2 protein-coding genes are annotated in these 26340 nt (G+C 76.1%); both read right to left on the bottom strand.

Annotated elements, in window-relative coordinates:
• Positions 1-29: 29 nt before the first annotated feature.
• Positions 30-15071: an SDR family NAD(P)-dependent oxidoreductase gene (locus AB0B58_RS40805; protein WP_360236239.1), complete on the bottom strand. Its 15042-nt coding sequence runs from the start codon at positions 15069-15071 to the stop codon at positions 30-32.
• Positions 15072-15150: 79 nt separating this feature from the next.
• Positions 15151-26238, bottom strand: a complete 11088-nt coding sequence (locus tag AB0B58_RS40800; protein WP_360236236.1) for a type I polyketide synthase — start codon at positions 26236-26238, stop codon at positions 15151-15153.
• Between the last annotated feature and the right edge of the window lie 102 nt (positions 26239-26340).

Genomic DNA, 26340 nt, shown 5'->3' with positions numbered 1-26340 from the left:
GAGCTGTTCGGCCGCGGCGCGTGCGGGAGCTACGCGCGGCCGAGTTCCCGGTCGATGAGGTCGAACATCTCGTCGTCGGTCGAGACGTCGATGTCGTCGTCGGCCTCGGGCGTGTACGGGCCGTCGAGCTTCCACTGCAGGGCCTTGAGCCGGGCGGCGAGCTGCGCGCGGCCGGCCGCGTCCAGCTCCGCCCGGCCGACCGCCGACTCCAGGCCGGCGAGCTCGGTGAACACCGGCTCGCCGGAGTCGGGCCGCAGCTGGGCCCGCAGTTGCCGGGCCAGGCCGATCGGCGTGGGGTGGTCGAAGATGAGCGTGGTCGGCAGCCGCAGGCCGGTGTCCGTGTTGAGCCGGTTACGCAGCTCGACGGCGGTCACCGAGGACATGCCGAGGTCGAGGAAGCCGCGCTCGGGCTCGACCGCGTCGGCGGAGGCGTGCCCGAGCACCGTCGCGACGTGCCCGGCGACCAGCCGCAGCAGCGTCTTCTCCTGCTCGGCCGGGCTGAGCCCGTCGAGCCGGTCGGCGAGGCCGTCCACGCCGTCCGGCCGCGCGTCATCGGCGGCGGCGGTGGGCCGTGCGGCGCGGACCAGCCGGCTCAGCAGCGGCGGCACGTCGCCGGACGGGCGCAGCAGGACCGGCACGAGCAGGGCCTCGCCGGAGGCGACGGCCGCGTCGAGCATCGCGAGGCCCCGGTCGGTCGGTATCGGCAGCAGGCCGGCCCGGGTCATCCGGGACAGGTCGGCCGCGTCCAGGTCGCCGGTCAGCCCGCTGCGCTGCTCCCAGAAGCCCCACGCGAGCGAGGTGCCGGGCAGCCCGTCCGCCCGGCGGCGCCCGGCCAGGTCGTCCAGGACCGCGTTGGCCGCGGCGTATCCGGCCTGTGCCATGCCGCCGGCCACGCCGGCGAACGACGAGAACAGCACGAACTGCTTCAGGTCCCGGTCGCGGGTGAGCTCGTGCAGGTGGAACGCGGCGTCCGCCTTGGGCCGCAGCACCGCGTCGAGGCGCGCCGGGGTGAGCGTCTCGATCAGGGCGTCGTCCAGGACGCCGGCCGCGTGCACGACCGCGGTCAGGTCCTCGATGCCGGCCAGCACCTCGGCGAGGCGGTCGCGGTCCGCGGCGTCGCAGGCGGCCACGGTGACCTCGGCGCCGAGGGACTCCAGGCGGTCGCGCAGCGCGGCCGCGCCGGGCGCGTCCGGTCCGCGGCGCCCGGTCAGCACCAGCCGCGGTACGCCGTGCCGGGTGACCAGGTGCTCGGCGACGAGCGCGCCCAGCGTGCCGGTCCCCCCGGTGATCAGGACGGTGCCGCTCCCCCAGTCCGCGGTGCCGGACGGGGTGGGCGCCCGGTCGAGTCGCGGCAGCAGGGCCCGGCCGCCGCGCAGCCGGATCTCGGGCTCGTCCGACGCGGTGGCGGCGGCGATCAGGTCGTCGGCGGGGTCGGCGTCGATGAGCTGGAGGCGGCCGGGGTGCTCGGACTGCGCGGACCTGATCAGGCCGTGCACGCCGGCCTGATCGGAGACGATGACGAGCTTGCCGTCCCGGTCGGCGGCGAGCCATTCGCGGACGGCGTCGAGGGCCTCCCGGGTGGCCGCGTGCGCAGCGGTGACCGGGTCGCCGCCGGCGGTGATCCGCCGGATCGTGCCGGCCGGCCCGCCCGCCAGGGTCAGCGGTTCCCATTCGACGTGGTAGATCGGGGCGGCACCGCCGGCGCCGAGGACGATCCGGTCGGCCGGGGTGACGGTGACGGCCGCGGCGGTGACCACCGGGGCGCCGGCCGCGTCCACCGCGACCAGGGCGAGCGTGCCGTCGCCGTTGCGGGCGGTGCGCACGGTGAGGCGGGCGGCCCCGGTGGCGTGCACGGTGACGCCGCGCCACGCGGTCGGCAGGCCGTCGGCGGCGAGGGCGCTCTGCAGCAGGTCGGGGTGCAGCCGGAAGCCGTCGGCCGCGGGCACCGACACCACGATCGGAGGCCCGTCGGCGGTCACCGGGGCCGGGTCCGCGGCGAGGCGCCCGGTGGCGTGCCGGGTCCACGGATGCCCGGCGTCCGGGCGGGCGTGCACGGTGAACCCGCCGTCGGCGGCGACGACGACCTGCAGGTCCAGGTCGGTGTCCAGGACCATCGGGGTGAGCTCGTCCAGCTCGGCCACCACCGGCAGCCCGGCCTCGTCGCCGGCCCGGACCGCCCACTCCAGGTAGGCGCCGCCGGGCACGACGACCCGGTCGCCGAGGCGGTGGGCGTCGAGCCACGGCTGGGCGGCGACGCCGATCCGTCCGGTCAGTACGGTGCCCGCGCCGCCGGCCAGGTGCACGACCGAGTCGAGGCCGGACGGATCGCGGCGGGCTGCGGGCTCGAGCCAGTAGCGCTCGCGCTGGAAGGCGTACGTCGGCAGGCCGACGATCCGGCCGCCGGCGACCGCCGGTGTCCAGTCGACGGCGACGCCGCGGACGTGCGCCTCGGCGAGCGAGACGAGCAGGCGCTCGCGACCGCCGTCGTCGCGGCGCAGCGTGCCGATCACCACGGCGTCGGCGCCGGCGGCGGCCGCGGTGTCCTCGATGCCGCCGGTAAGCACCGGGTGCGGGCTGCACTCGATGAACACGTCGTGGCCCTGCTCGATCAGCGCGGCCACCGACTCCTCGAGGCGGACCGCGCGGCGCAGGTTCTCGTACCAGTATCCGGCGTCGAGTCCGGTGGTGTCCGCCCAGCCGGCCGTGACCGTGGAGAGGAACGCGATGTCGCCGGCGCGCGGCGCGAGGTCCTTCAGCTCTACGAGCAGCAGGTCGCGGATCCGTTCGACGTGCGCGGAGTGCGAGGCGTAGTCGACCGGGATCCGCCGGGCGCGCAGCCCGTCCGCGACGCAGGCGGCGACGAGTTCGTCCAGGGCGTCCGGATCGCCGGAGACGGCGACCGTGGCCGGGCCGTTCACCGCGGCGATCGACAGGCGTCCGCCGAATGCGGCCAGGCGGGCTTCCACGTCGGCGCGCGGCGCGGCGACGGAGGCCATGCCGCCCAGGCCGGAGAGTGTGCCGGCGATGGCCTGGCTGCGCAGCGCAACCACCCTGGCGCCGTCGGCCAGGGACAGAGCGCCGCTGACACAGGCCGCGGCGATCTCGCCCTGTGAGTGGCCGAGCACGGCCGCCGGGCGCAGGCCGTGTGCCCGCCAGACCGCGGCCAGCGAGACCATGACGGCCCAGAGCGCGGGCTGCACCACGTCGACCCGCTCCAGCAGGGCCGGGTCCGCGAGGGCCTCGGTGAGCGACCAGTCGGTGTAAGGGGCGAGCGCCCGCGCGCACTCGTCCAGGCGGGCCGCGAAGACGGGGTCGCCGAGCAGGTCGCGGCCCATGCCTGCCCACTGTGCGCCCTGGCCGGGGAAGACGAGGACGACGCGGCGCTCGCGGCCGGCCGCGGCGCCGGTGACCACGCGCGGCTCGGGGGCGTTCGCGAGGTAGGCCCGCAGCGCCTCCGCGGGGTTCTCGCCGACGACCACGAGGCGCTTCTCGTGCAGCGACCGGGTCTGCACGAGGGACCGGGCGATGTCGGCCGGCCCGGCCGCCAGGCCCAGCAGCGCCTCCGCCTGGCCGCGCAGCGCCGGTTCGGAGCGGGCGGACAGCAGCCACGGAACCGGGCCGGTCGGGGCCGCGGCCGACGGCTCGGCCGCAGAGTCGGCCGCCGCCTCCTCGATGATGACGTGCGCGTTCGTGCCGCTGATGCCGAACGACGAGACACCGGCCCGGCGGGTCCGCTCCCCCGCCGGCCACGGTGTCGCCTCGGCGAGCAGGCTCACCGCGGGTGTCCACTCCACGTGCGGGGTGGGCGCGTCGACGTGCAAGGTGCGCGGCAGCACGCCGTGGCGCAGGGCGAGGACCATCCGCATGATCCCGGCGACGCCGGCCGCCGCCTGGGTGTGGCCGATGTTCGACTTCACCGAGCCGAGCCGCAGCGGCCGGTCCGCGTCGCGGTCCCGTCCGTACGTGGCGAGCAGCGCCTGCGCCTCGATCGGGTCGCCGAGGCGGGTGCCGGTGCCGTGCGCCTCGACCGCGTCGACGTCCTGAGCGGACAGCCCGGCCGCGGCCAGCGCGGCCAGGATGACCCGCTGCTGCGACGGGCCGTTCGGGGCGCTGAGCCCGTTGGAGGCGCCGTCGGAGTTGACCGCGGAGCCGCGTACCAGGGCGAGGACCCGGTGGCCGTTGGCCTGCGCGTCGGAGAGCCGCTCGACCAGCAGCAGGCCGGCGCCCTCGGAGAATCCGGCGCCGTCGGCGGCGGCGGCGAAGGGCTTGCACCGGCCGTTCATGGCCAGGCCGCGCTGGCGGGCGAAGTCGACGACGATGCGCGGTGAGGTCATCACCGTCACGCCGCCGGCGATGGCCAGCTCGCACTCGCCGGCGCGCAGCGCGTTCACCGCCAGGTGCAGGGCGACCAGCGACGACGAGCAGGCGGTGTCGACCGTGACGGCCGGGCCCTCCAACCCGAAGGCGTAGGCGACGCGGCCGGAGACGACGCTCATCGCGTTGCCGTTGTTGATGTACGGCGCCAGCTCCTCCGGCACGTCCGGCACGCGGGACAGGTAGTCGCTGGAGGAGACGCCGGCGAACACGCCGACCGGGCGCCCGCGTACGGCGTGCGGGTCGATGCCGCCGCGTTCGAAGAGCTCCCACGCGGTCTCCAGCAGGATCCGCTGCTGCGGGTCCATCGCCAGGGCCTCGCGCGGCGAGATGCCGAAGAACCCGGCGTCGAAGTCGGCCACCGCGTCCAGGAAGCCGCCCTCGCGGGTGCGGGACGAGCCGGGGCCGTCCGGCACCGCGTCGTAGAGGCCGGCGAGGTCCCAGCCGCGGTCGGCCGGGAAGTCGCCGACCCCGTCGCGGCCGGCGTCCAGCATGGCCCAGAGCTCCTCCGGCGAGCGGACCCCGCCGGGCAGCCGGCAGGCCATCGCGACGATGGCGATCGGCTCGTCGTCGCCGACGGCGGCCCGGGTACGCGCGGGCGCGGCGGCGCCGCCGTCGGTGAGTTCGGCGAGCAGGTGGGTGGCGAGGGCCTGCGGTGTCGGGTGGTCGAAGACCAGGGTGGCGCTCAGCCGCAGCCCGGTGGCGGTGGACAGCCGGTTGCGCAGCTCGACCGCGGTCAGCGAGTCGAAGCCGAGGTCGCGGAACGCCTGCCCGGCATCGACCGCGGCGCCGCCGGCGTGGCCGAGCACCGCCGCCGCGTACGAGATGACCAGGTCCAGCAGCGTTTCCCGGCGGTCCGCGGCGGGCAGCCCGGCGAGGCGCTGCCGCAGGTCGGTGCCGCCGCCGGTCTCGGCGCGGCGGCGGGTGACCGCGCCGAACAGGCCGCGCAGCATCGGCGGCAGCTCCGCCCGCGACCGGCCGCGCAGGCCCGCGGTGTCGAGCCGGACCGGGACGAGCAGGGCCCGCCGGGCGGACAGGGCCGCGTCGAACAGGGCCAGGCCGTCCGCGGTGGACAGCGCCAGGCCCCCGCCGCCCTGCCGGGAGCGGGTCCGGTCGGCGTCGCCGAGGTGCCGGGTCATGCCGCTGGCCTGCTCCCACAGGCCCCAGGCGAGCGAGACGCCGGGCAGGCCGGCGGCGCGGCGCCGCTGGGCGAGGCCGTCGAGGAAGGCGTTGGCGGCGGCGTAGTTGCCCTGGCCGGGCGAGCCGAGCACGCCGGCGGCCGAGGAGAAGAAGACCAGCTCCGCGAGGTCGTGCCCGCGGGTGAGTTCGTCGAGGTGCCGGGCGGCGTCGGCCTTGGGCCGCAGCACCGCGCGGATCCGCTCACCGGTGAGCGCGTCGACGGTGCCGTCGTCGAGCAGGCCGGCCGCGTGCACCACGGCGGTGAGCGGGTGCGCGGCGTCGACCAGGGACAGCAGGGCAGCCACGTCGTCGCGTTCCGAGACGTCGGCGGCGGCCACGGTGACCCGGGCGCCGGCCGCGGTCAGCTCGTCGGACAGCGCGCGGGCGCCGGGGGTGTCCAGGCCGCGGCGGCCCGCGAGCAGCAGGTGCCGGACGCCGTGCTCGGCGACCAGGTGGCGGGCCAGGAGGCCGCCCAGCTCGCCGGTGCCGCCGGTGATCAGCACGGTGCCGGCGGGGTCCCAGGGGCGCGGGATGGTGAGCACGATCTTTCCGGTGTGCCGGGCCTGCGCCATGAACCGGAACGCGTCGGTGGCGTGCTCGACGTCCCAGGCGGTGAGCGGCAGGTGGTGCAGTACGCCGGACTCGAAGAGCGCGACCAGCTCGGTGAGCATCTCGCCGATGCGTTCCGGGCCGGCCTCGACGAGGTCGAACGCGCGGTAGGCGACGCCCCGGCCGGCGCGGATCTCCGCCGCGTCGCGGACGTCGGTCTTGCCCATCTCGATGAACCGGCCGCCCTCGCTCAGCAGCCGCAGCGACGCGTCCACGAACTCGCCGGCCAGGGAGTTGAGCACGACGTCGACGCCGCCCGCGAAGGCCTGACCGAAGTCCGGGGTGCGGGAGTCGGCGATGTGGTCGTCGGCGAAGCCGCCGGCGCGCAGCAGGTGCTGCTTGGGCTCGCTCGCGGTGCCGTAGACGTCGGCGCCCAGGTGCCGGGCGATCTGGGTGGCGGCCATGCCGACGCCGCCGGTGGCGGCGTGCACCAGGATCCGCTCGCCCGCGGACAGGCCGGCCAGGTCGTGCAGCGCGTAGTAGGCGGTGAGGAACACCACCGGCACCGCCGCGGCCTGCGCGAAGGTCCAGTGTGCCGGGAACGTGGTGAGCAGGCGGTGGTCGGCGATCGCGTGGGTGCCGATACCGCCGGTGATCATGCCCGTCACCCGGTCGCCGGGTGCGAGCGCGGTGACGTCGCCGGCGACCTCCAGGACCACGCCGGCCGCCTCGGAGCCGAGGAACCGCGCGCCGCCGGGGTACATGCCGAGGGCGTTCAGCACGTCCCGGAAGTTCAGGCCCGCGGCGCGGACGGCGATCCGGACCTCGCCCGGACCGAGCGGCTCGTTCGTGTCCGGTGCGGGGACGATGGCGAGGTTGTCGACGGTGCCCTTGGCCGGGATGTCCAGGCGCCACGGCCGCGCCGGGTCGTCGATCGTGAGGCGGGCGCCGGCGCGTTCCAGGCGCGGCACGAACCCCTCGCCGCGGCGGACCACGAGCTGCGGCTCGCCGGTGGCGATCAGGCCCGGCAGCGCCGCCAGCGAGGCCGGGGAGCCGTCCAGGTCGGCGATCGTGATCCGGTCCGGGTTCTCCGACTGTGCGGAGCGGACCAGGCCCCAGACCGCGGCGGCGTCTAGGTCGGTGACGGTGTCGCCGGCGCCGCCCTCGGTGACCACGACCAGCCGGTCGTGGCCGGCCTGCAGGTCGGCGAGCACGCTCACCGGGTCGGTGCCGCGGACCAGGGTGTAGTCGTCGGCGGCGGTGCCGGCCGGCGGCAGGGGCGTCCAGGCGACCTCGAACAGGGCCTCGCGTTCGACCGCCCGCGCGGTGGTCGTTGCGACCGGGCGTACGGCCAGGGCGCCGATCGTGGCGACCGGGTTCCCGGCGGTGTCGGCCAGGGTGACGGCGACGGTGTCCGGGCCGGTTCCGGTGATCCGCACGCGCAGCGCGGTCGCGCCGGTGGCGTGCAGCGCGACGCCGGTCCAGGAGAACGGCATCCCGGCACCGCGCTCGGTGGACAGCGGGCCGAGCGTCGCCGGGTGCAGGGCGGCGTCGAGCAGCGCGGGGTGTAGGCCGAAGGCGCCGGCGTCCGGGTCCGGCAGGGCCACGTCGGCGAGGATGTCGCCGCCGAGCCGCCAGGCGGCGCGGACGCCCCGGAACGCGGGCCCGTAGCCGTATCCGGCCGCGGCGAGCCGTTCGTAGAGGTCGCTGACGTCCAGGGCCTCGGCGCCGGCCGGCGGCCACCGGGTGCCGGCCGCGGCGGCGGGCGCCGGGCCGTTGGGCGCGAGGCTGCCGGTGGCGTGCGCGGTCCAGCCGTCGCCGGTGCTGGAGTGCAGGGTCACCGGGCGCAGCCCGGCGCCGTCCGGCGCGTCGACGGCGATCTGGATCTGCACCTCGCCGCGCCGCGGTACGAGCACCGGCGCGTGCAGGGTCAGCTCGTCGACGCGGCCGCAGCCGACCTCGTCGCCGACCCGGATGACCGCCTCCAGCAGGGCGGTGCCGGGCACCACGACGGTGCCCGCGACGGCGTGGTCGGCGAGCCACGGGTGGGTGCGCAGCGACCAGTTCGCGGTGACGACCAGGCCGTCGGCGCGGGCGAGCCGCACGGCGGAGCCGAGCATCGGGTGGTTCAGCGCGTCCCGGCCGGCCGGCTCGGTGACCCGCGGCCAGAACCGCTGGTGCTCGAACGCGTACGTGGGCAGGGCGACCCGGGCGGCGCCGGGGAACAGCGTCCCGGCCTCGACGAGGCAGCCGTGGTCGCGGGCCTCGGCGAGCGCGGCGCGGAACCGGGTCAGGTCGCCCTCGTCGCGGCGCAGGGTGGTCAGGGCGGCCGCGGCGACGCCGGAGTCCTCGATGGTCTCGCGCAGGCCGGGCGTGACCACCGGGTGCGCGCTGATCTCGAGGAAGACGCGGTGGCCGGCGTCGAGCAGCGCCCGGGTGGTGCGCTCGAACTCCACGGTCCGCCGCAGGTTGCGGTACCAGTAGGCGGCGTCCAGCCCGGCGGTGTCGGCGGGCTCGCCGGTCACGGTGGACCAGAACGGCACATCGGCGCCGCGCGGGGTGATCGGGGCGAGCACGTCGAGGAGCTCGTCCTCGATCAGCTCGACGTCCGCGGAGTGCGAGGCGTAGTCGACGTCGATGCGCCTGGCGCGGACGCCGTCGGCGGCGCAGGCGGCGATCAGCTCGTCCAGCGCGCCCGGAACACCCGCGACGACGGCGGAGTGCGGGCCGTTGACGGCGGCCACAGACAGCCGGTCGTGGAAGGCCGCGATCCGCGCGCGGACCTCGGCGACCGGGAGGCCGACGGAGGCCATGCCACCCCGGCCGGCCAGCGCGGTGAGGGCCCGGCTGCGCAGGGCGACGATGCGGGCGGCGTCGTCGAGGCTCAGCGCACCGGCGACGCAGGCGGCGGCGATCTCGCCCTGCGAGTGCCCGACCACCGCGGCCGGCTCGACGCCGTGTGAGCGCCAAAGCTCGGCGAGGGACACCATCACCGCCCAGAGGGCGGGCTGCACCACGTCGACGCGGTCGAACTCGCCGCGGCGCAGCACGTCGACGAGGTCCCAGTCGCAGTGCGGGCGCAGCGCCTCGGCGCAATCGCCGAGCCGGGCGGCGAAGACCGGCGAGGAGTCGAGCAGGCCGAGGGCCATGCCGGCCCACTGCGAGCCCTGGCCGGGGAAGACGAAGACGGGCCTGACGTCGGTACGCGCGTGCGCGGTTGCGGTCAGCGTCGTGAGCGCCGCGATCAGGTCGTCGGTGCCGGTGGCCACCACGGATCCGCGGTGCGGCAGCGCGGCGCGGGCGGTGAGCAGCGAGTACGCGACGTCGCGCGGGTTCTCGCCGGTGTCCCGCAGGTGCGCGGCGAGCCGGACGGCCTGGGCGTGTACCCCCTCGGCGGTGCGCGCGGAGAGCATCAGCGCGACGGGGCCGGACTCCCGCGGGGTGGCTGGCGCGTGCGCGGCCGGGGCTTCCTCGAGGATGACGTGCGCGTTCGTGCCGCTGATGCCGAACGACGAGACACCGGCGCGCCGGGTCCGCGCGCCGGTGTGCCACGGCGTCGCCTCCGCGAGCAGCGCGATGCCGTCGCCCCAGTCCACGTGCGGGGTGGGCCGGTCCAGGTGCAGGGTCCGCGGCAGCAGGCCGTGCCGCATGGCGAGGACCATCTTCAGCACGCCGGCCACGCCCGCGGCGGCCTGCGTGTGCCCGATGTTCGACTTCACCGCGCCCAGGCGCAGCGGCTCGGGCCGGTCCCGCCCGTACGCGGCGAGCAGCGCCTGCGCCTCGATCGGGTCGCCGAGCCGGGTGCCGGTGCCGTGCGCCTCGACCGCGTCGACGTCCCGCGCGCTCAGGCCGGCGTTGGCCAGGGCCTGCCGGATGACCCGCTGCTGTGCGGGACCGTTCGGGGCGGTCAGCCCGTTGGAGGCGCCGTCCTGATTGACCGCGGTGCCGCGTACCACGGCGAGGATCTCGTGGCCGTTGCGGCGCGCGTCGGAGAGCCGCTCGACCAGGACCAGCCCGATGCCCTCGGCCCAGCCGGTGCCGTCGGCGGCCGCGGCGAACGGCTTGCACCGCCCGTCCGGTGCGAGGCCGCGCTGGCGGGAGAACTCGATGAACGCGTACGGCGTGGACATCACGGTGACGCCGCCGGCCAGGGCAAGGTCGCACTCGCCGGTGCGCAGCGAGTTGACCGCCAGGTGCAGAGCGACCAGCGACGAGGAGCAGGCGGTGTCGACCGAGACGGCCGGGCCCTCGAGCCCGAACGTGTATGCGACGCGGCCGGACAGCACGCTCATCGCGTTGCCGGTGAGCAGGTGCCCGGCGACCTCGCCGGCGGAGCCCGCCATGATGCTCTGGTAGTCGTTGGAGTTGACGCCGGCGAAGACGCCGGTCGCGCTGCCGCGTACCGATTCCGGGTCGATGCCGGCCCGCTCGAACAGCTCCCAGGAGGTCTCCAGCAGCAGCCGCTGCTGCGGGTCCATGGCGAGGGCCTCGCGCGGCGAGATGCCGAAGAAGCCGTGGTCGAAGCCGGCCACGTCGGTGAGGAAGCCGCCCTCGGTGCAGTACGTGGTTCCCGGGTGGTCGGGGTCCGGGTCGTGGAGCCGGTCGAGGTCCCAGCCGCGGTCGTCGGGGAATCCGCCGACGCCGTCCGTGCCGCCCTCGAGCAGTTCCCAGAACTCCTCGGGGGAGCTGACGCCGCCGGGGAACCGGCAGGCCATGGAGACGATCGCGATCGGCTCGTCGGAGGCGGCGGGCATCGCGGTGACCGGGTCGGCGCCGGCGTCGCCGGTCGTGCCGGCGCGCAGGTACGCGGCGACCGCGGACGCGGTCGGGTGGTCGAACAGCAGGGTGGCGGGCAGCCGGAGCCCGGTCGCCGCGGCGAGCCGGTTACGCAGCTCGACCGCGGTGAGCGAGTCGAAGCCGAGATCGCGGAAGGCGCGCCCGGCGTCCACGCCGTCCGGGGTGCCGTGGCCGAGCACCGCGGCCACGTGCTCGCGGACCAGGGTCAGCAGGTCGCGGTCCGGCCCGGCGGCGTCGGTCCGGCGTGGGGCGGGCGCCCACAGGTCGGCCAGCAGCGGGCTGGGGCGGGCGGCGGTCATCGTGGTGCCGTAGGCGGGCCAGTCGATGTCCGCGACGGTGAGCGTGGTCCGGTCGGCGGCGAGCGCGTTCTCCAGCGCGGCGAGCGCCCGCCGCGGGTCGAGCGGGCGCAGGCCGGCGCGGCGCGCCGCGGCTCCGGCGGCGTCGTGGGAGGCCATCCCGGCCGCCCACGGGCCCCAGGCCACCGAGGTCGCCGGTTTTCCGGCGGCGCGGCGCCGCTCGGCGAGCGCGTCCAGGGCGGCGTTGGCGGCGGCGTAGCCCGCCTGGCCGTGGTTGCCGACGGTGCCGGCGATGGAGGAGAACGTGACGAACATGCTCAGGTCGCCGGTCAGCTCGCTGAGGTTCTCGGCGGCCCGCGCCTTGGCGCGCAGGACCGCGTCCAGCCTCGCGGGGGTCAGCGAGGTGAGCAGGCCGTCGTCCAGCACGCCGGCGGCGTGCACCACGCCGTCCAGGTCGAGGCCCTCGAGCAGGGCGGCGAGGGCGTCGCGGTCGGCGACGTCGCAGGCCACCACGCTGACCCGGTCGCCGAGCTCGGCGGCCAGCTCGGCCGCGCCGGGCGCGTCCGGGCCGCGGCGTCCCGTCAGGATCAGCCGCCGGGTGCCGGCGTCGAGCAGCCAGCGGGCCACGTGCGCGCCGAGCGCGCCGGTGCCGCCGGTGACCAGCACGGTCGCCGGTGCGGTCCAGTCGCCGGCCGGCCGCGGCGCGGTGCGGTGCAGGCGGCGGCCGAGTGCGCCCTCGGCGCGGACCGCGACCTGGTCCTCTCCCCCGCCGAGCAGGCCGGCCAGGGCGTCCAGGGCGCGGGCGTCCGGCGTGGCGGGCAGGTCGACCAGGCCGCCCCAGCGCTGCGGGAGTTCAAGGGCGGCGACCCGGCCGAGGCCCCAGATCTGTGCCTGCGCGGTGTCGGTGACCGGGTCGGTGCGGCCGGTGGAGACGGCGCCGCGGGTGACGCACCACAGTGGCGCGTGCACGTCGAGGGCGTCCAGGCCCTGCAGCAGCTCGGCGGTGTGCCACAGGGCGTCCGGGTCGCCGTCGGCGGCGAGCAGCGACAGCACGCCGTCGAGCGGGCCGGCCGCCGAGATCCGCGCGGCCAGGTCCTCGCCGTGGTTCACCGCGACGACCTCGATGCCGCGGGCCGCGAGGTCGTCGGCGAGACCGCCGTCCTCGTGCCGCACGACCAACCAGCGGCCGCCGGCGGTGGCGGCGACGGCGACCGGTGTCCAGCCGATGTCGTAGGTCAGGGTGTCGCCGGCGGGTGCGTCGCGCGGCGGCCCGAGCCAGAACGGCTCCTCCTGGAACGCGTACGTGGGGAGGTCGACGGTCCGGTGCCGGCCGAGGACGGCCGTCCAGTCCATCCGGACGCCGGCGACGTGCAGGGCGCCGACGCCGTCGAAGAGCGCGGTGACCTCGTCGTCGCGGTCGCGGCGCTGCAGGGCGGCGACGACCGGGGAGCCGGCGGCCGACTCGGCGATCATCGAGACGAGCGTGCCGGCCGGGCCGAGCTCGGCGAACGCGGTCGCGCCGAGGTCCTCGGCGGCGCGGACGGCGTCGCGGAACAGCACCGGCTGCCGCACCTGCCGCACCCAGTACTCCGGGGTGCAGAATTCGGGACCGGCGAGCGCGCCGGTGACGCTCGAGACCACCGGCAGGGCCGGCGGCGAGAAGGTCAGCTCGCCGGCGACCGCGGCGAAGTCGGCAAGCATCGGCTCCATCAGCGCCGAGTGGAAGGCGTGGCTGACCGCGAGGCGCCGGGTGCGGCCGAGGCGGGACGCGATCGCGGTCACGGCCGCCTCGGGTCCGGACAGGACGACCGAGTCGGGTCCGTTGACCGCCGCGATGGACACGTCGGCGGGCAGGTCGAGGGCTTCGGGCGCGGCCCGGACCGCGATCATCGCGCCGCCCGCCGGCAGCGCCTGCATGAGCCGCCCCCGCGCGGCGACCAGCCTCGCGGCGTCGGCCAGGCTGAGCACGCCGGCGACGTGCGCGGCGGCGATCTCGCCGATCGAGTGGCCGCCGACCAGGGCGGGGCGGATCCCCCACGACTCCAGCAGGCGGTAGAGGGCGACCTCGAAGGCGAACAGGGCGGGCTGGGCGTTGCCGGTCCGGTCCAGGTCGTCCCAGTCGACGTCGCCGAGCAGCGCGGCGGCCTCGTCGAAGGCGCGGCGGAAGGCCGGGAACCGGGCGCGCAGGTCGCGGCCCATGCCGGCGCGCTGCGAGCCCTGACCGGCGAAGAGGAACGCGGTGCTCCGCTCGGCGGCGACGCCGACGCTGCCGCCACCGGCGGCCAGGGCGGCCAGGACGGCCCGGCGGTCACCGGTGACGACGGCCCGGTGCTCCATCAGGGCGCGGGTGGTGGCCAGCGAGTACGCGACGTCGTCGCCGCCGTCGGCGTGCCCGGTGAGCCGGGCGGCCTGCGCGCGCAGCGCCGCCTCGGTGCGGGCCGAGAGCAGCCACGGCAGGCCGGTGTCCGCGGACGGCTCGGCCCGGTCCGCCGCCTCGGCGCCCTCGATGACGACGTGTGCGTTGGTGCCGCTGACGCCGAAGGACGAGACCGCCGCCCGGCGCGGGCGGTCGGCGGCGGCGGGCCACGGTTCGGGCCGGGTGAGCAGCCGGGCGTCGCCGGCGGTCCAGTCCACGTGCGGGGTGGGCGCGTCGGTGTGCAGGGTGGCGGGCAGCCGTCCCCGCTGCATGGCGAGGACCATCTTGATCACGCCGGCGACGCCGGCCGCGGCCTGGGTGTGGCCGATGTTGGACTTGAGCGAGCCGATCAGCACCGGCCGGTCCGGGCGCTCCTGCCCGTACGTGGCCAGCAGCGCGGTCGCCTCGATCGGGTCGCCGAGCCGGGTGCCGGTGCCGTGCGCCTCGACCGCGTCGATGTCCGCGGTGCGGAGCCCGGCGTCGGCGAGCGCGGCCCGGATGACCCGCTGCTGTGAGGGGCCGTTCGGCGCGGTCAGGCCGTTCGAGGCGCCGTCGGAGTTGACAGCGGTTCCGCGGATCACGGCGAGCACCGGGTGCCCGTTGCGGCGGGCGTCGCCGAGGCGCTCGACGAGCAGCAGGCCGACGCCCTCGGCCCAGCCGGTGCCGTCGGCGGCCGCGGCGAACGGCTTGCACCGCCCGTCCGGTGCGAGGCCCTGCTGGCGGGAGAACTCGAGGAACATCTGCGGCGTCGACATGACGGTGGCGCCGCCGGCCAGGGCCAGGTCGCTCTCGCCGCTGCGCAGCGAGCGCACCGCCAGATGCAGGGCGACCAGCGAGGACGAGCAGGCGGTGTCGACCGAGATGGCCGGGCCTTCCAGGCCGAGCACGTAGGAGATGCGTCCGGAGGAGACGCTTACCGCGTTGCCGGTCAGCAGGTGGCCGCCGGCCTCCTCGTGGCCGTGGCCGCCGGTGGTGTCGTACCCGCCGTGGCCGGTGCCGACGAAGACGCCGGTGGCCGAGCCGGCGAGCGAGGTCGGGTCCAGCCCGCCGCGTTCCAGGGTCTCCCAGGCGACCTCGAGCAGCAGCCGCTGCTGCGGGTCCATGGCGAGCGCCTCGCGCGGCGAGATGCCGAAGACCGCGGGGTCGAAGCGGTCCGCCTCGTGCAGGAAGCCGCCCTCGGTGGCGTAGGTGGTTCCGGGGTGGGCCGGGTCCGGGTGGTACAGGGAGCCGAGGTCCCAGCCGCGGTTGCGGGGAAAGCCGGACACCGCGTCGACGCCCGAGTCGACGAGGTCCCACAGGTCCTCGGGGGTGCGCACGCCGCCGGGGAACCGGCAGCCGGCCGCCACGATGGCGATCGGCTCCCGGTTGCGCTCGGTGGCCTCCCGCAGCTGCTCGCGGCTGTCCTGCAGGTCCGCGACGGCCCGCTTGAGGTAGTCGCGGAGCTTGTCCTCGTTCGACATCGGCAGCCTCTCGAGTGCGGAACATCAGGCGGGTCGGGCCCCGCCTGACCACTCTGCAAGATCTGCACTGCGGAATTCCCTAAGGCTTGTCCGCGAGGCCGCCCAGCCACTGGAGCATCAGGGCGGCGGTCTGCTTCGAGTCCTCGCGTACCAGGGACAGGTGGTCGGCGTCGATCGGCCGGACCTCCGCGCCGTCGACGATCGGGGTGAGGTCCGCGACGCTGCCCGCGACGCTCTCGCGGGTACAGCGGATGGACAGCACCGGCGCGGTGGTGTGCGCGACCTCCATCCGGTTGAGCAGCACCATCCAGCGGCCCATCGCGGACAGCCGGGAGTTGGTCAGCCGAACCGGGGCGGCGTCGTCGCCGCCGGCGAAGTTGAGCCGCATCATGCCGCCGTAGTCGACGCCCTCGTCGTCGTTGTGCTGGAAGCTGAGCGTGTCCAGCAGGATGACCGCGCTGGGCCGCACGCCCCAGGTGCTCTCCAGCACGCCCGCGGCGGCGTACGCCAGCGACCCGCCGGAGGAGTGTCCGACCAGGACGAACGGCTTGCCGTCGCTGGCCCGCAGCGCGCTCTCCGCGATCACCCGTACGGCGACGTCGGCGTTGTCCGGCAGTCGCTCGCCGGTGGCGAAGCCGATCAGCGGCAGCGCGGACACGTCGCTCTCGCCGCGGAAGTGCGCGGCCAGCCGGGAGTACTGGTGCGGGCCGGAGTTCGCGGTCGGCGCCGGGATGCAGATCAGCTTCGGCGAGCCGGCGCCCTCGGCCAGGTTCACCGGCAGCGGCAGGTCCTCCAGCTCCGAGGCGTACTCGAAGGCCGGGCGCAGCGCCGCGAGGGTGGCCAGCATCCGCTGCGCCTCGCGCACCTTGCCGGCGGCGAGCGCGTCCAGGAACAGCCGCTCCAGCGAGTCGCGTTCCGGCTCGCCGCCGGCCGCCGCGGCCAGGTCCGGGTCGGCGCCCTCCTGGGTGGCCAGCTCGGCGCGGATCCAGCCGGCCAGTTCCGCCGGGGTCTTGCTGTCGAAGATGACCGTCGCGGGCAGCCGCAGTCCGGTGGCCACGCTGAGCCGGTTGCGCAGCTCCACCGCGGTCAGCGAGTCGAAGCCCAGCTCGTAGAAGTTGCGCTCGGCGTCGACCGCGTCGGACGTGGCGTGCCCGAGCACCGCGGCGGCCTCGGTGCGCACGATATCCACCAGCACCCGGGCCCGGTCGGCGCCGCCCAGCCGGGACAGCTGCCTGGTCAGCGCCGCGCCGCCGGCCTCGGCGGTGGCGGCGGCGCGGCGAGCCGTCCGGACCAGGCCGCGGAACAGCGGCGGCACGAACGCGCCCGGGGCGGCGGGGCCCGAGACCATGGCCAGCGGGGCGACGTACGGGCTGTACGAGCCGATCGCCGTGTCGTACAGGTCGAGGCCCTCGTCCACCCGCAGCGGCGGCATGCCGCTGGCCCGCATCCGCTGCAGGTCGGTGTCGGTCATCGCGCCGGTCATGCCGTCCGTGTCGTCCCACGGCCCCCAGGCGAGGGTCAGGCCGGCCAGCCCCTGGCCCTGGCGGTAGTGCGCCAGCGCGTCCAGGAACGCGTTCGCCGCGGCGTAGTTGCCCTGGCCGGGGTTGCCCATCATGGCGGCGCCGGAGGAGAACGACACGAACGCGGCCACGCCCATGTCGCGGGTCAGCTCGTGCAGATTCCACGCCGCGTCGACCTTGGGGCGCAGCACCCGTTCCATCCGCTGCGGGGTCAGCGAGGTGAGGATCGCGTCGTCGAGCACGCCGGCGATGTTGAAGACCGCGGTGAGCGGCTGCGTCGGCGGGATGCCGGCGACGAGCGCGGCGGCCTGCTCCCGGTCGGCCGGGTCGCAGGCCACGATCCGCACCGACGCGCCCAGCGCGTCCAGCTCCGCCTCCAGCTCGCTCGCGCCCGGCGCGTGCGGGCCGCGGCGGCTGGTGAGCAGCAGGTTGCGTGCGCCGTTGGCGACCAGCCGGCGGGCGAAGTGCCGGCCGAGCGCGCCGGTGCCGCCGGTGATCAGCACGGTGCCCTCGCGGTGCCAGCGGCGGGGCATCTCCAGCACCAGCGGGCCGGCCGCGGGCGTGCGCAGCGCGGCGCGGGCCCGGCGCACGTCCCAGGCGTTCACGACGGCCGGGCGGGCCGGGTCCGGGTCGGTGGCGGCGGCCGCCGCCTCGGCCCAGGACCACTGCTGCGGCACCGCGATCAGGGAACCGGCGTCGGCCACCGCGATCGGGCCCACGCCGCCGGCCACCAGGCCCATCACCCGGTCGCCGGGGTTGAAGCCGCACTGGCCGGCGCCGACCTCGGTGACGATGCCGGCCACCGTGCGGCCCAGCGGCCCCTCGGTGTCCTGCGGTGCCGGGTCCAGCGCCGCGGCGAAGACGTCGATGCGGACCTCGGACGCGTCCAGCGGCTCCCACACCTCGGGGCACGGGGTCAGCGCCACGTCGTCGCCGTGGCGGACCAGCCGCCAGGCGCCGCCGGCCGGCGGCAGCAGGGCGTCGGCCGAGGCGAGGCGGGCCATCCGGCCCACCCTCACCACGCCGTCACGGACCGCGAACTGCTGGTCGCCGTCGGCGGTGACGCCCGCGAGCAGCGGCAGGAACGCGGCCGGATCGGCGGTGTCCACGATGACGAAACGGTCGGGGTTCTCCGCGTACGCGGAACGGACGAGTCCCCAGACCGCGGCGGCCGGCACGTCCCGGATCGGCTCGCCCTCGTCGGCGGCGACCGCGCCGTCGGTGACGAACAGCATCCGGGCGTTCATCAACCGGGTGTCCGCGAGGAACGCCTGTGCCGCGTCGAGCACCCGCCCGGTCAGCCGGTGGGTGGAGGCGATCACGTCGGCCGGGTCGCCGGTCACCGGCACCACGACCACCTCGACGTCGGACGGCAGTTCGGCCACCGAGTCGCCGAGCACGGCGTGCCGGACGGACGACGGGGCGGGCGTCTCGACGGCCGGCCAGTCCATCCGGAACAGCGGCAGCCGCGCGGCGGCAGCGACGGTGCGCGGCCGGTGCAGGGTGAGTTCCCGCACCGACAGCACGGGTGCGCCGGCCGGGTCCACGGCGGCGATCTCCACCCGGTCGGCGCCCCGCCGCACGATCCGGGCGCGCAGCGTGGTGGCGCCGGCCGCGTGCAGGGTGACCCCGTCCCAGCGGCCGGGCTGCAGCTCGTCGTCGATGCCGAGCAGCCCGGTCACGTGGGTGATCGAGGCGAGCAGGGCGGGGTGGATGCCGAAGTACTGCGCGTCGCCGGCCACCGGCTCGGGGAGGGTGACCTCGGCGTACGCCTCGTCGGCGTGCAGCCAGACCGCGCGCAGGCCGGTGAAGGCCGGCCCGTGGCCGTGCACCTCGTGGAATCCGTCCAGGTCCGCCTCGGTGGCGTACGCGGGCGGCCAGGCCGGCACCTCGAAGTCGATGCGGTCCCGTCCGGTGGCGAGGCTGCCCCGGGCGTGCAGCACCCACGGGTCGTCGCCGTTCTCGGGGCGCGAGTGCATGGACACCGTGCGCACGCCGGACGGGTCGGGAGCGCCGACGCGCACCTGAAGGGCGGCCGAGCCGCCGATCGCCAGCGGCGCGTGCAGCTCCAGGTCCTGTACGCGTTCGGCGCCGACCTGGTCGCCGGCCCGCACCGCGAGCTCCAGCCAGGCGGAGCCGGGCAGCGTGACCTGCCCGGCGACCCGGTGGTCGGCCAGCCACGGGTGCACGCGCAGCGACAGCAGCCCGGTGAAGACCACCTCGCCGGTGTCGGCCAGGGTCATCGCGGCGCCGAGCAGCGGGTGCATGGCGGCGGTGAGCCCGACCGACCCGACGTCGCCCGAGTGTGCGAGCGGGCGCGGCCAGAAGCGTTCGTGGTCGAAGGCGTAGGTGGGCAGCGGCACCCGCCGCGCACCCGGGAACCAGCCACCCAGGTCGAGCTCGACCCCCGCGGTCCACAACGCCGCCACCGTACCGAGCAGCGCCACGTCCTCGTCACGGTCACGACGCAGCGTCGGCACCACCAACTCCGCGTCGATCAACGCACTGAGCACCGAATCCGGACCCACCTCGACCACCACGTCCACACCCATCGCGGCCACACCGTCAGCGAAACGCACCGTCTCGCGCACATGCCGCACCCAGTACTCCGGATCCGTCACCAGATCCGTCCCGGACACCGTGGAAACCATCGAGATCACCGGCTCATGGAACGCCAACCCCCGCACCACCTCACGGAAGCCGTCCAACATCGGATCCATCAACGCCGAATGGAACGCATGACTGACCACCAACCGCCGGGACCGCTCGAACCCGGCCGCATACGCCAGAACCAGCTCCTCAGGGCCCGACAACACCACCGCGTCCCGACCGTTCACCGCCGCGATCGACACCCCCGCCGGCAGATCGAGCTCATCCTCCCCGGCCTGCACCGCCACCATCACCCCACCAGCGGGCAACGCCTGCATCAACCGGCCCCGCGCCGCAACCAACACGCACGCATCCTCCAGCGACAGCACGCCCGCGACATGCGCGGCCGCGATCTCACCCACCGAATGCCCACCCACGACATCCGGGCGCACACCCCACGACTCCAACAGCCGGTACAGAGCCACCTCGACCGCGAAGATCGCCGGCTGCGCGTTACCCGTCTGATCCAGGTCGTCCCAGTCGACGTCACCCAGATACGCGGTCACCGCGTCGAACGCCGCAGCGAACACCGGGAACCGCGCGTACAGGCCGCGGCCCATGCCGGCGCGCTGCGAACCCTGACCGGAGAACATCACGCCGATCCGGTGCGGGCCGGCGGTGCCGCGGGCCAGCTCGGTGCCGTCGGCGTCGAGGACCGCTCGCCGCGCGAACGGCGTGCGGCCGGTGAGCGAGAACGCGACGTCGGCCGGCGCCTGGTGCGGATGCTCGCCGCGCCAGGTGCGCAGCCGGTCGAGCTGCGCGTCGAGGGCGCGCCCGGACCTGGCCGACACCACCAGCGGCACCGGCCCGGTGTCCGCCGGCGGCGGACTCGCCGCAGCCGCGGCCGGCGCCTGCTCGAGGATCACGTGGGTGTTGGTGCCGGAGATGCCGAACGACGAGACGCCCGCGCGCCACGGCCGGTCGGTCTGCGGCCAGGCGGCCGGCTCCCGCAGCAGCCGGATGTTGCCCGCCTCCCAGTCGACGTGCGAGGACGGCTCGTCGAGGTGCAGCGAGCGCGGCACCAGCGCGTGCCGCATCGCCATCACCATCTTGATGATCCCGGCGACGCCGGACGCGGCCTGGGTGTGCCCGATGTTCGACTTGATCGACCCGAGCAGCAGCGGGACGTCCCGGTCCCGGCCGTACGTGGCCAGCAGCGCCTGCGCCTCGATCGGGTCGCCGAGCGGGGTGCCGGTGCCGTGTCCCTCGATCACGTCGACGTCCGCGAAGGTCAGGCCGGCCGACGCGAGCGCCTGGCGGATGACCCGCTGCTGGGAGGGGCCGTTCGGTGCGGTGATGCCGTTCGAGGCGCCGTCGGAGTTGACCGCGGTGCCGCGCACGACGGCGAGGATCTCGTGGCCGTTGGCGATGGCGTCGGACCGCCGCTCCACGACCAGCACGCCGACGCCCTCGGCCCAGCTGGTGCCGTCGGCCGCGTCCGAGTAGGACTTGCACCGCCCGTCGGCGGACAGGCCGCCGTCGACGCTGAAGCCGGTGAAGCTGACCGGCGTGGCCATGACGGTGACGCCGCCGGCGAGGGCCAGCGAGCACTCACCGTTGCGCAGCGCAGCGACGGCGGAGTGCAGCGCCACCAGCGACGACGAGCAGGCCGTGTCGACGGTGAAGGACGGGCCCTCGAGCCCGAAGTTGTACGACAGCCGGCCGGAGATGACGCTGCTCGCCAGCCCCGTGCCGGAGAGGCTGCCGACGTCCTCGCGGGACTGTGCGATAAGCGTGGAGTAGTCCAGGCCGTTGGTGCCCATGAAGACGCCGGTCGGGCTGCCGGCCAGGGTCGCCGGATCGATGCCGGCCGACTCGAAGGCCTCCCAGGAGGTCTCCAGCAGCAGGCGTTGCTGCGGGTCCATGGCCATCGCCTCGCGCGGCGAGATGCCGAAGAAGGCCGCATCGAAGTCGGCGAGGCCGGACAGGAAGCCGCCCTCGAGCGAGGCGCTGCGGCCCTGGCCGTCCGCGCCGCCGGCGGCCAGCTTGTGCAGGTCCCAGCCGCGGTCGGTGGGGAACGCGCTGATGCCGTCCTGTTCCCCCGCGACCAGGCGCCAGAGGTCGTCCGGCGACTGCACGCCGCCGGGCAGCCGGCAGGCCATGCCGACGATGACGATCGGGTCGGCGGAGGTGTCCCGGGCCGCGCCGAGCGGGACGACCGCGTCCGGCTCGGTGCCGAGGATCTCGGCGAGCAGGTACCCGGCCAGGGCGGTCGGCGTCGGGTAGTCGAAGACCAGGGTGGCGCTCAGCCGCAGCCCGGTGACGGCGGAGAGCCGGTTGCGCAGCTCCACCGCGGTGAGCGAGTCGAAGCCGAGGTCGCGGAACTCCGCCCTGGGACCGACCTCCTCCGGCGAGCCGTGCGCGAGCACCGCGGCGGCCTCGGCGCGCACCAGGTCGAGGGCCAGGGCGTCGCGGCCGTCGGCGGCCATCGGCAGCAGCCGCTCGCGCAGCCGGCCGGTCGCCGTCGCGGTCTGCATGCGGGCCACGATGGCGGCCTCGACGGCCTGCCTGGCCCGCGGCAGCTCGCGCAGCGCGGCGTTGCCGCGGACCCCGACGAGCGAGTCCAGGATGTCGGCCTGCGCCAGGTCGAGGACGGTCAGCAGCGGCACGGCCGCGGTGACCGCCTGCTGCATCGCGGCGACGGCCAGGTCCGGGTGCACCGCGGGCAGCGGGGTGCCGGCCCGCTCGGCGGGGCCGTCCTGCTCGCCGATCCAGGCACCCCAGGACATCGAGGTTGCCGGCAGGCCGCGGGCGTGCCGGCGCTGCGCGATCGCGTCGAGGGCGGCGCCGGCCGCGGCGCCGGTGGCCCGGCCGGGGCTGCCGACGCTGCCGGCGACCGAGGAGAACAGCACGAAGGCGTCGAGGTCGAGGCCGGCGGTGAGTTCGTCGAGCAGCAGCGCGGGTCGCACCCGGGCCGCGGCGACCGCCGCGAACCGCGCCGCGGTGAGGTCGCCGAGGACACCGTCGTCGATGTCGGAGGCGGCGTGCACCACGGCGGTCAGGCCGGGCTCGGCGAGCAGCGCGGCGAGCGTGTCCCGGTCGCCGGCGTCGCCCGCGATCATGCGGACGTCGGCGCCCAGCGCCCGCAGCTCGGCCTCGAGGGCGGGCGCGCCGGGCGCGCCGGGTCCGCGGCGGCTGAGCAGTACCAGCCGCGCGGCGCCGTGTTCGGCCAGCCAGCGGGCGACGTGCGAGCCGCGGCCGCCGGTGCCGCCGGTGACCAGGACGGTGCCGCGTGGACGCCAGCCGGCGTCGGCGGGCCCGGCCGGGGCCGGGGTGAGGTGGCGGGCGAGCACGCCGTCCGGGCGCACGGCGAGCTGGTCCTCGCCGTCGGTGCCGGCGAGCGCCTCGCGCAGGTGCCGCGCGGAGGCGTCGTCGAGGGCGGCGGGCAGGTCGATCATGCCGCCCCACTGCTGCGGGTATTCGAGGGCGGCGACCCGGCCGAGGCCCCACACGGCCGCCTGCGCCGGGTCGGCCGGGGTGCCGCCGATCCCGACGGCGTCGCGGGTGACGCACCACAGCGGGGCCGCGACGCCGGCGTCCTGCAGGGCCTGCAGCAGCACCAGGTTGGCGCCGAGCGGATCGTCGCCGGCGGCGAGCGCGGAGACGATGCCGGCCGGTTCGCCGGTCACCTCGCGCAGCTGGGCGGCGAGGGCCGCCCGGTCGGCGGCCGGGCGGGTCAGGCTGGTTCCGCCCAGCGCGGCGGCGATGTCGGCGGCGTCGCCCACGACGACCCAGGCGCCGGCGGCGGATCCGGCGGTGCGGCCGGCGAGCGGTCGCCAGGCCTCGTGGAAGCGCAGCGTGTCGAGCAGGGACTGGTCGCGCCGGTGGCGGCGCCAGGTGGCGAGGGCGGGCAGCACCCGGCCGAGGGCGTCGGTGTCGACGGCCATGGCGTCGGCGAGGGTGCCCAGGTCGGCGTTCTCGACGGTGGCCCAGAACTCGGCGTCCGGCTCGTCGCGGGGGCGTTCGCGCGGCTCGGGCCAGTAGCGCCGGTGGTCGAAGGCGTAGGTGGGCAGCGGCACCCGCCGCGCACCCGGGAACCAGCCACCCAGGTCGAGCTCGACCCCCGCGGTCCACAACGCCGCCACCGTACCGAGCAGCGCCACGTCCTCGTCACGGTCACGACGCAGCGTCGGCACCACCAGTTCGGCGTCGATCAACGCACTGAGCACCGAATCCGGACCCACCTCGACCACCACGTCCGCGCCCATCGCGGCCACACCGTCAGCGAAACGCACCGTCTCACGCACATGCCGCACCCAGTACTCCGGGTCGTTCACCACCGCCGTCCCGGACACCGTGGACACCATCGGGATGGCCGATTCGTGGAAGGTCAGCTCCCGCACCACCTCGCGGAAGGCGTCCAACATCGGATCCATCAACGCCGAATGGAACGCATGACTGACGGCGAGCCGCCGGGACCGCTCGAAACGCGACGCCAGCGCCATGACCGGCTCCTCCAGCCCGGACAACACCACCGAGTCCGGGCCGTTCACCGCCGCGATCGACACACCGGCCGGCAGATCGAGCTCGTCCTCCGCCGCCTGCACCGCCACCATCACCCCACCAGCGGGCAACGCCTGCATCAACCGGCCCCGCGCCGCAACCAACACGCACGCATCCTCCAGCGACAGGACCCCGGCCACATGCGCGGCCGCGATCTCACCCACCGAATGCCCACCCACGACATCCGGGCGCACACCCCACGACTCCAACAGCCGGTACAGCGCCACCTCGACCGCGAAGATCGCCGGCTGGGCATTGCCCGTCTGGTCCAGGTCGTCCCAGTCGACGTCACCCAGATGCGCGGTCACCGCGTCGAACGCCGCAGCGAAGACCGGGAAACGCTGGTACAGGCCGCGGCCCATGCCGGCGCGCTGCGAACCCTGACCGGAGAACATCAGGCCGACGCGTCGGGGTTCGGCCTCGCCGCGGACGATCGTGTCGCCGGTCAGCACGGCCCGGTGGGCGAACGGCGACCGGGTCGCCGCGAGGGAGTGGCCCAGGTCGGCGGGTGAGGCGTCGGGCCGGTCGGCGAGCCAGGCCCGGAGCCGCTCGATCTGCAGGTCGAGCGCGCGTGCCGACTTGGCGGAAACCGGCAGTGGGACCGGTCCCGGCACCGGCGTGGCCGGCGCGAGCTCTGCCGGTGCCGCCTGCTCGATGATGACGTGCGCGTTCGTGCCGGAGATGCCGAACGAGGAGACAGCCGCACGCCAGGGCCGGTCCACCACCGGCCACGGCAGCGGTTCGGTGACCAGCCGGACCGCACCCGCCGTCCAGTCCACGTGCGTCGACGGCCGGTCCACGTGCAACGTCTGCGGCACCACACCGTGGCGCATCGCCATCACCATCTTGATGACCCCGGCCACACCCGACGCCGCCTGCGTGTGCCCGATGTTCGACTTCAACGCGCCCAGCAGCAGCGGAACCTCCCGATCCCGGCCATACGTCGCCAGCAACGCCTGCGCCTCGATCGGATCACCCAGAGTCGTGCCCGTACCGTGGCCCTCGACCACGTCCACCTCGCCGGGGGCGAGCCGGGCGGCGCGCAGGGCGCGGCGGATGACCCGCTGCTGAGAGGGCCCGTTGGGCGCGGTCAGGCCGTTCGAAGCGCCGTCGGAGTTGACCGCGCTGCCACGGACCACCGCGAGGATCTCGTGGCCGTTGGCCATCGCGTCGGAGAGCCGCTCGACCACCAGCACGCCGACGCCCTCGGCCCAGCCGGTGCCGTCGGCCGCGTCCGCGAACGCCTTGCACCGGCCGTCGGGTGCCAGGCCGCCCTGCATGGTGAAGCCGGAGAAGCCCATCGGCGTCGCCATCACGGTGACGCCACCCGCCAGCGCCAGGTCACACTCCCCCGCCCGCAGCGCCTGCGCGGCCAGGTGCAACGCGACAAGCGACGACGAGCATGCCGTGTCCACGGTGACCGCCGGGCCCTCCAGACCCAGCACGTAGGAGACCCGGCCCGAGACGACGCTTGCGGCCAGGCCGGTGCTGGCGTGGCCCTCCACGTCCTCCCGCGAGTTCATCACCAGCTGCGTGTAGTCCTGGCCGCCCGCGCCGACGAAGACGCCGGTCTGGCTGCCGCGCAGCCCGGCCGGGGCGATGCCGGCCTGCTCGAACGCCTCCCAGCTCGTCTCCAGCAGCAGGCGCTGCTGCGGGTCCATGGCCAGGGCCTCGCGCGGGGAGATGCCGAAGAACCCGGCGTCGAAGTCGGCCACCCGTTCCAGGAAGCCGCCGTGGCCGGTGGCGCTGCGGCCACGGCCGCCGTCGCCGCCGGCGCGCAGCGTCGCCAGGTCCCAGCCGCGGTCCGCGGGGAACCCGGTGATCCCGTCGCGGCCGCCGGCGACCAGGTCCCACAGCGCGTCCGGCGAGGCGACGCCGCCGGGCAGCCGGCAGGCCATGCCGACGATGACGATCGGATCGTCGCCGGCGCCGGCCGGTGCCGGGCCGGGCAGGTCCGCCTCGGGCCGCTCGTCGAGCAGCTCGCCGAGCAGGAAGCCGGCCAGCGCCTCCGGGGTCGGGTAGTCGAAGACCATGGTGGCCGACAGCCGCAGGCCGGTCACGGCGGCCAGCCTGTTGCGCAGCTCGACGGCGGTCAGCGAGTCGAAGCCGAGGTCACGGAACTCGCGCCGGGCGTCGACCGCGGACGCGGCCGCGTGACCGAGCACCGCCGCCGCCTCGCCGCGGACCAGGCCCAGCAGGAACGCGTGACGCTCGGCGCCGGTACGGGACAGCAGTTCCCGGGTGATGCCGGCGACCGTCGCCGCGCCGCCCGGGCTGGTCGCCGCCGCGCGCCGGCCGGAGCGGACCAGGCCGCGCAGGACCGCGGGCACCTCGCCGGGCAGCCGCGTGTCGGTGGTGGTCAGGCTGACCGGCACCAGGTACGGCTCGTCGACGGTGGTGGCGGCGTCGAAGAGGGCGAGGCCCTGCTCGACGGTGAGCGGCGGCATGCCGGACGAGGCGCGCTGCAGGTCGCTGTCGCTCAGCGTCGCGGTCATGCCGGCGCCGGGCGCCCACGCAGACCACGCGAGGGACTGTGCGGCCAGCCCGGCGGCGCGGCGGTGCGCGGCGAGGGCGTCCAGGAAGACGTTGCCGGCCGC

The sequence above is a fragment of the Actinoplanes sp. NPDC049118 genome (genome assembly GCF_040648555.1).
Classification (GTDB): Bacteria; Actinomycetota; Actinomycetes; order Mycobacteriales; family Micromonosporaceae; genus Actinoplanes.
Note: the sequence above shows the minus strand (reverse complement) of the source record. Positions and strands in the feature narration are given on the sequence as shown.

What these genes read in the sequence shown, in the direction of transcription:
- AB0B58_RS40805 (WP_360236239.1), bottom strand. Translation starts at nt 15,071, where the DNA reads ATGTCGAACGAGGACAAGCTCCGCGACTACCTCAAGCGGGCCGTCGCG.
- AB0B58_RS40800 (WP_360236236.1), bottom strand. Translation starts at nt 26,238, where the DNA reads ATGACCGCGACGCTGAGCGACAGCGACCTGCAGCGCGCCTCGTCCGGC.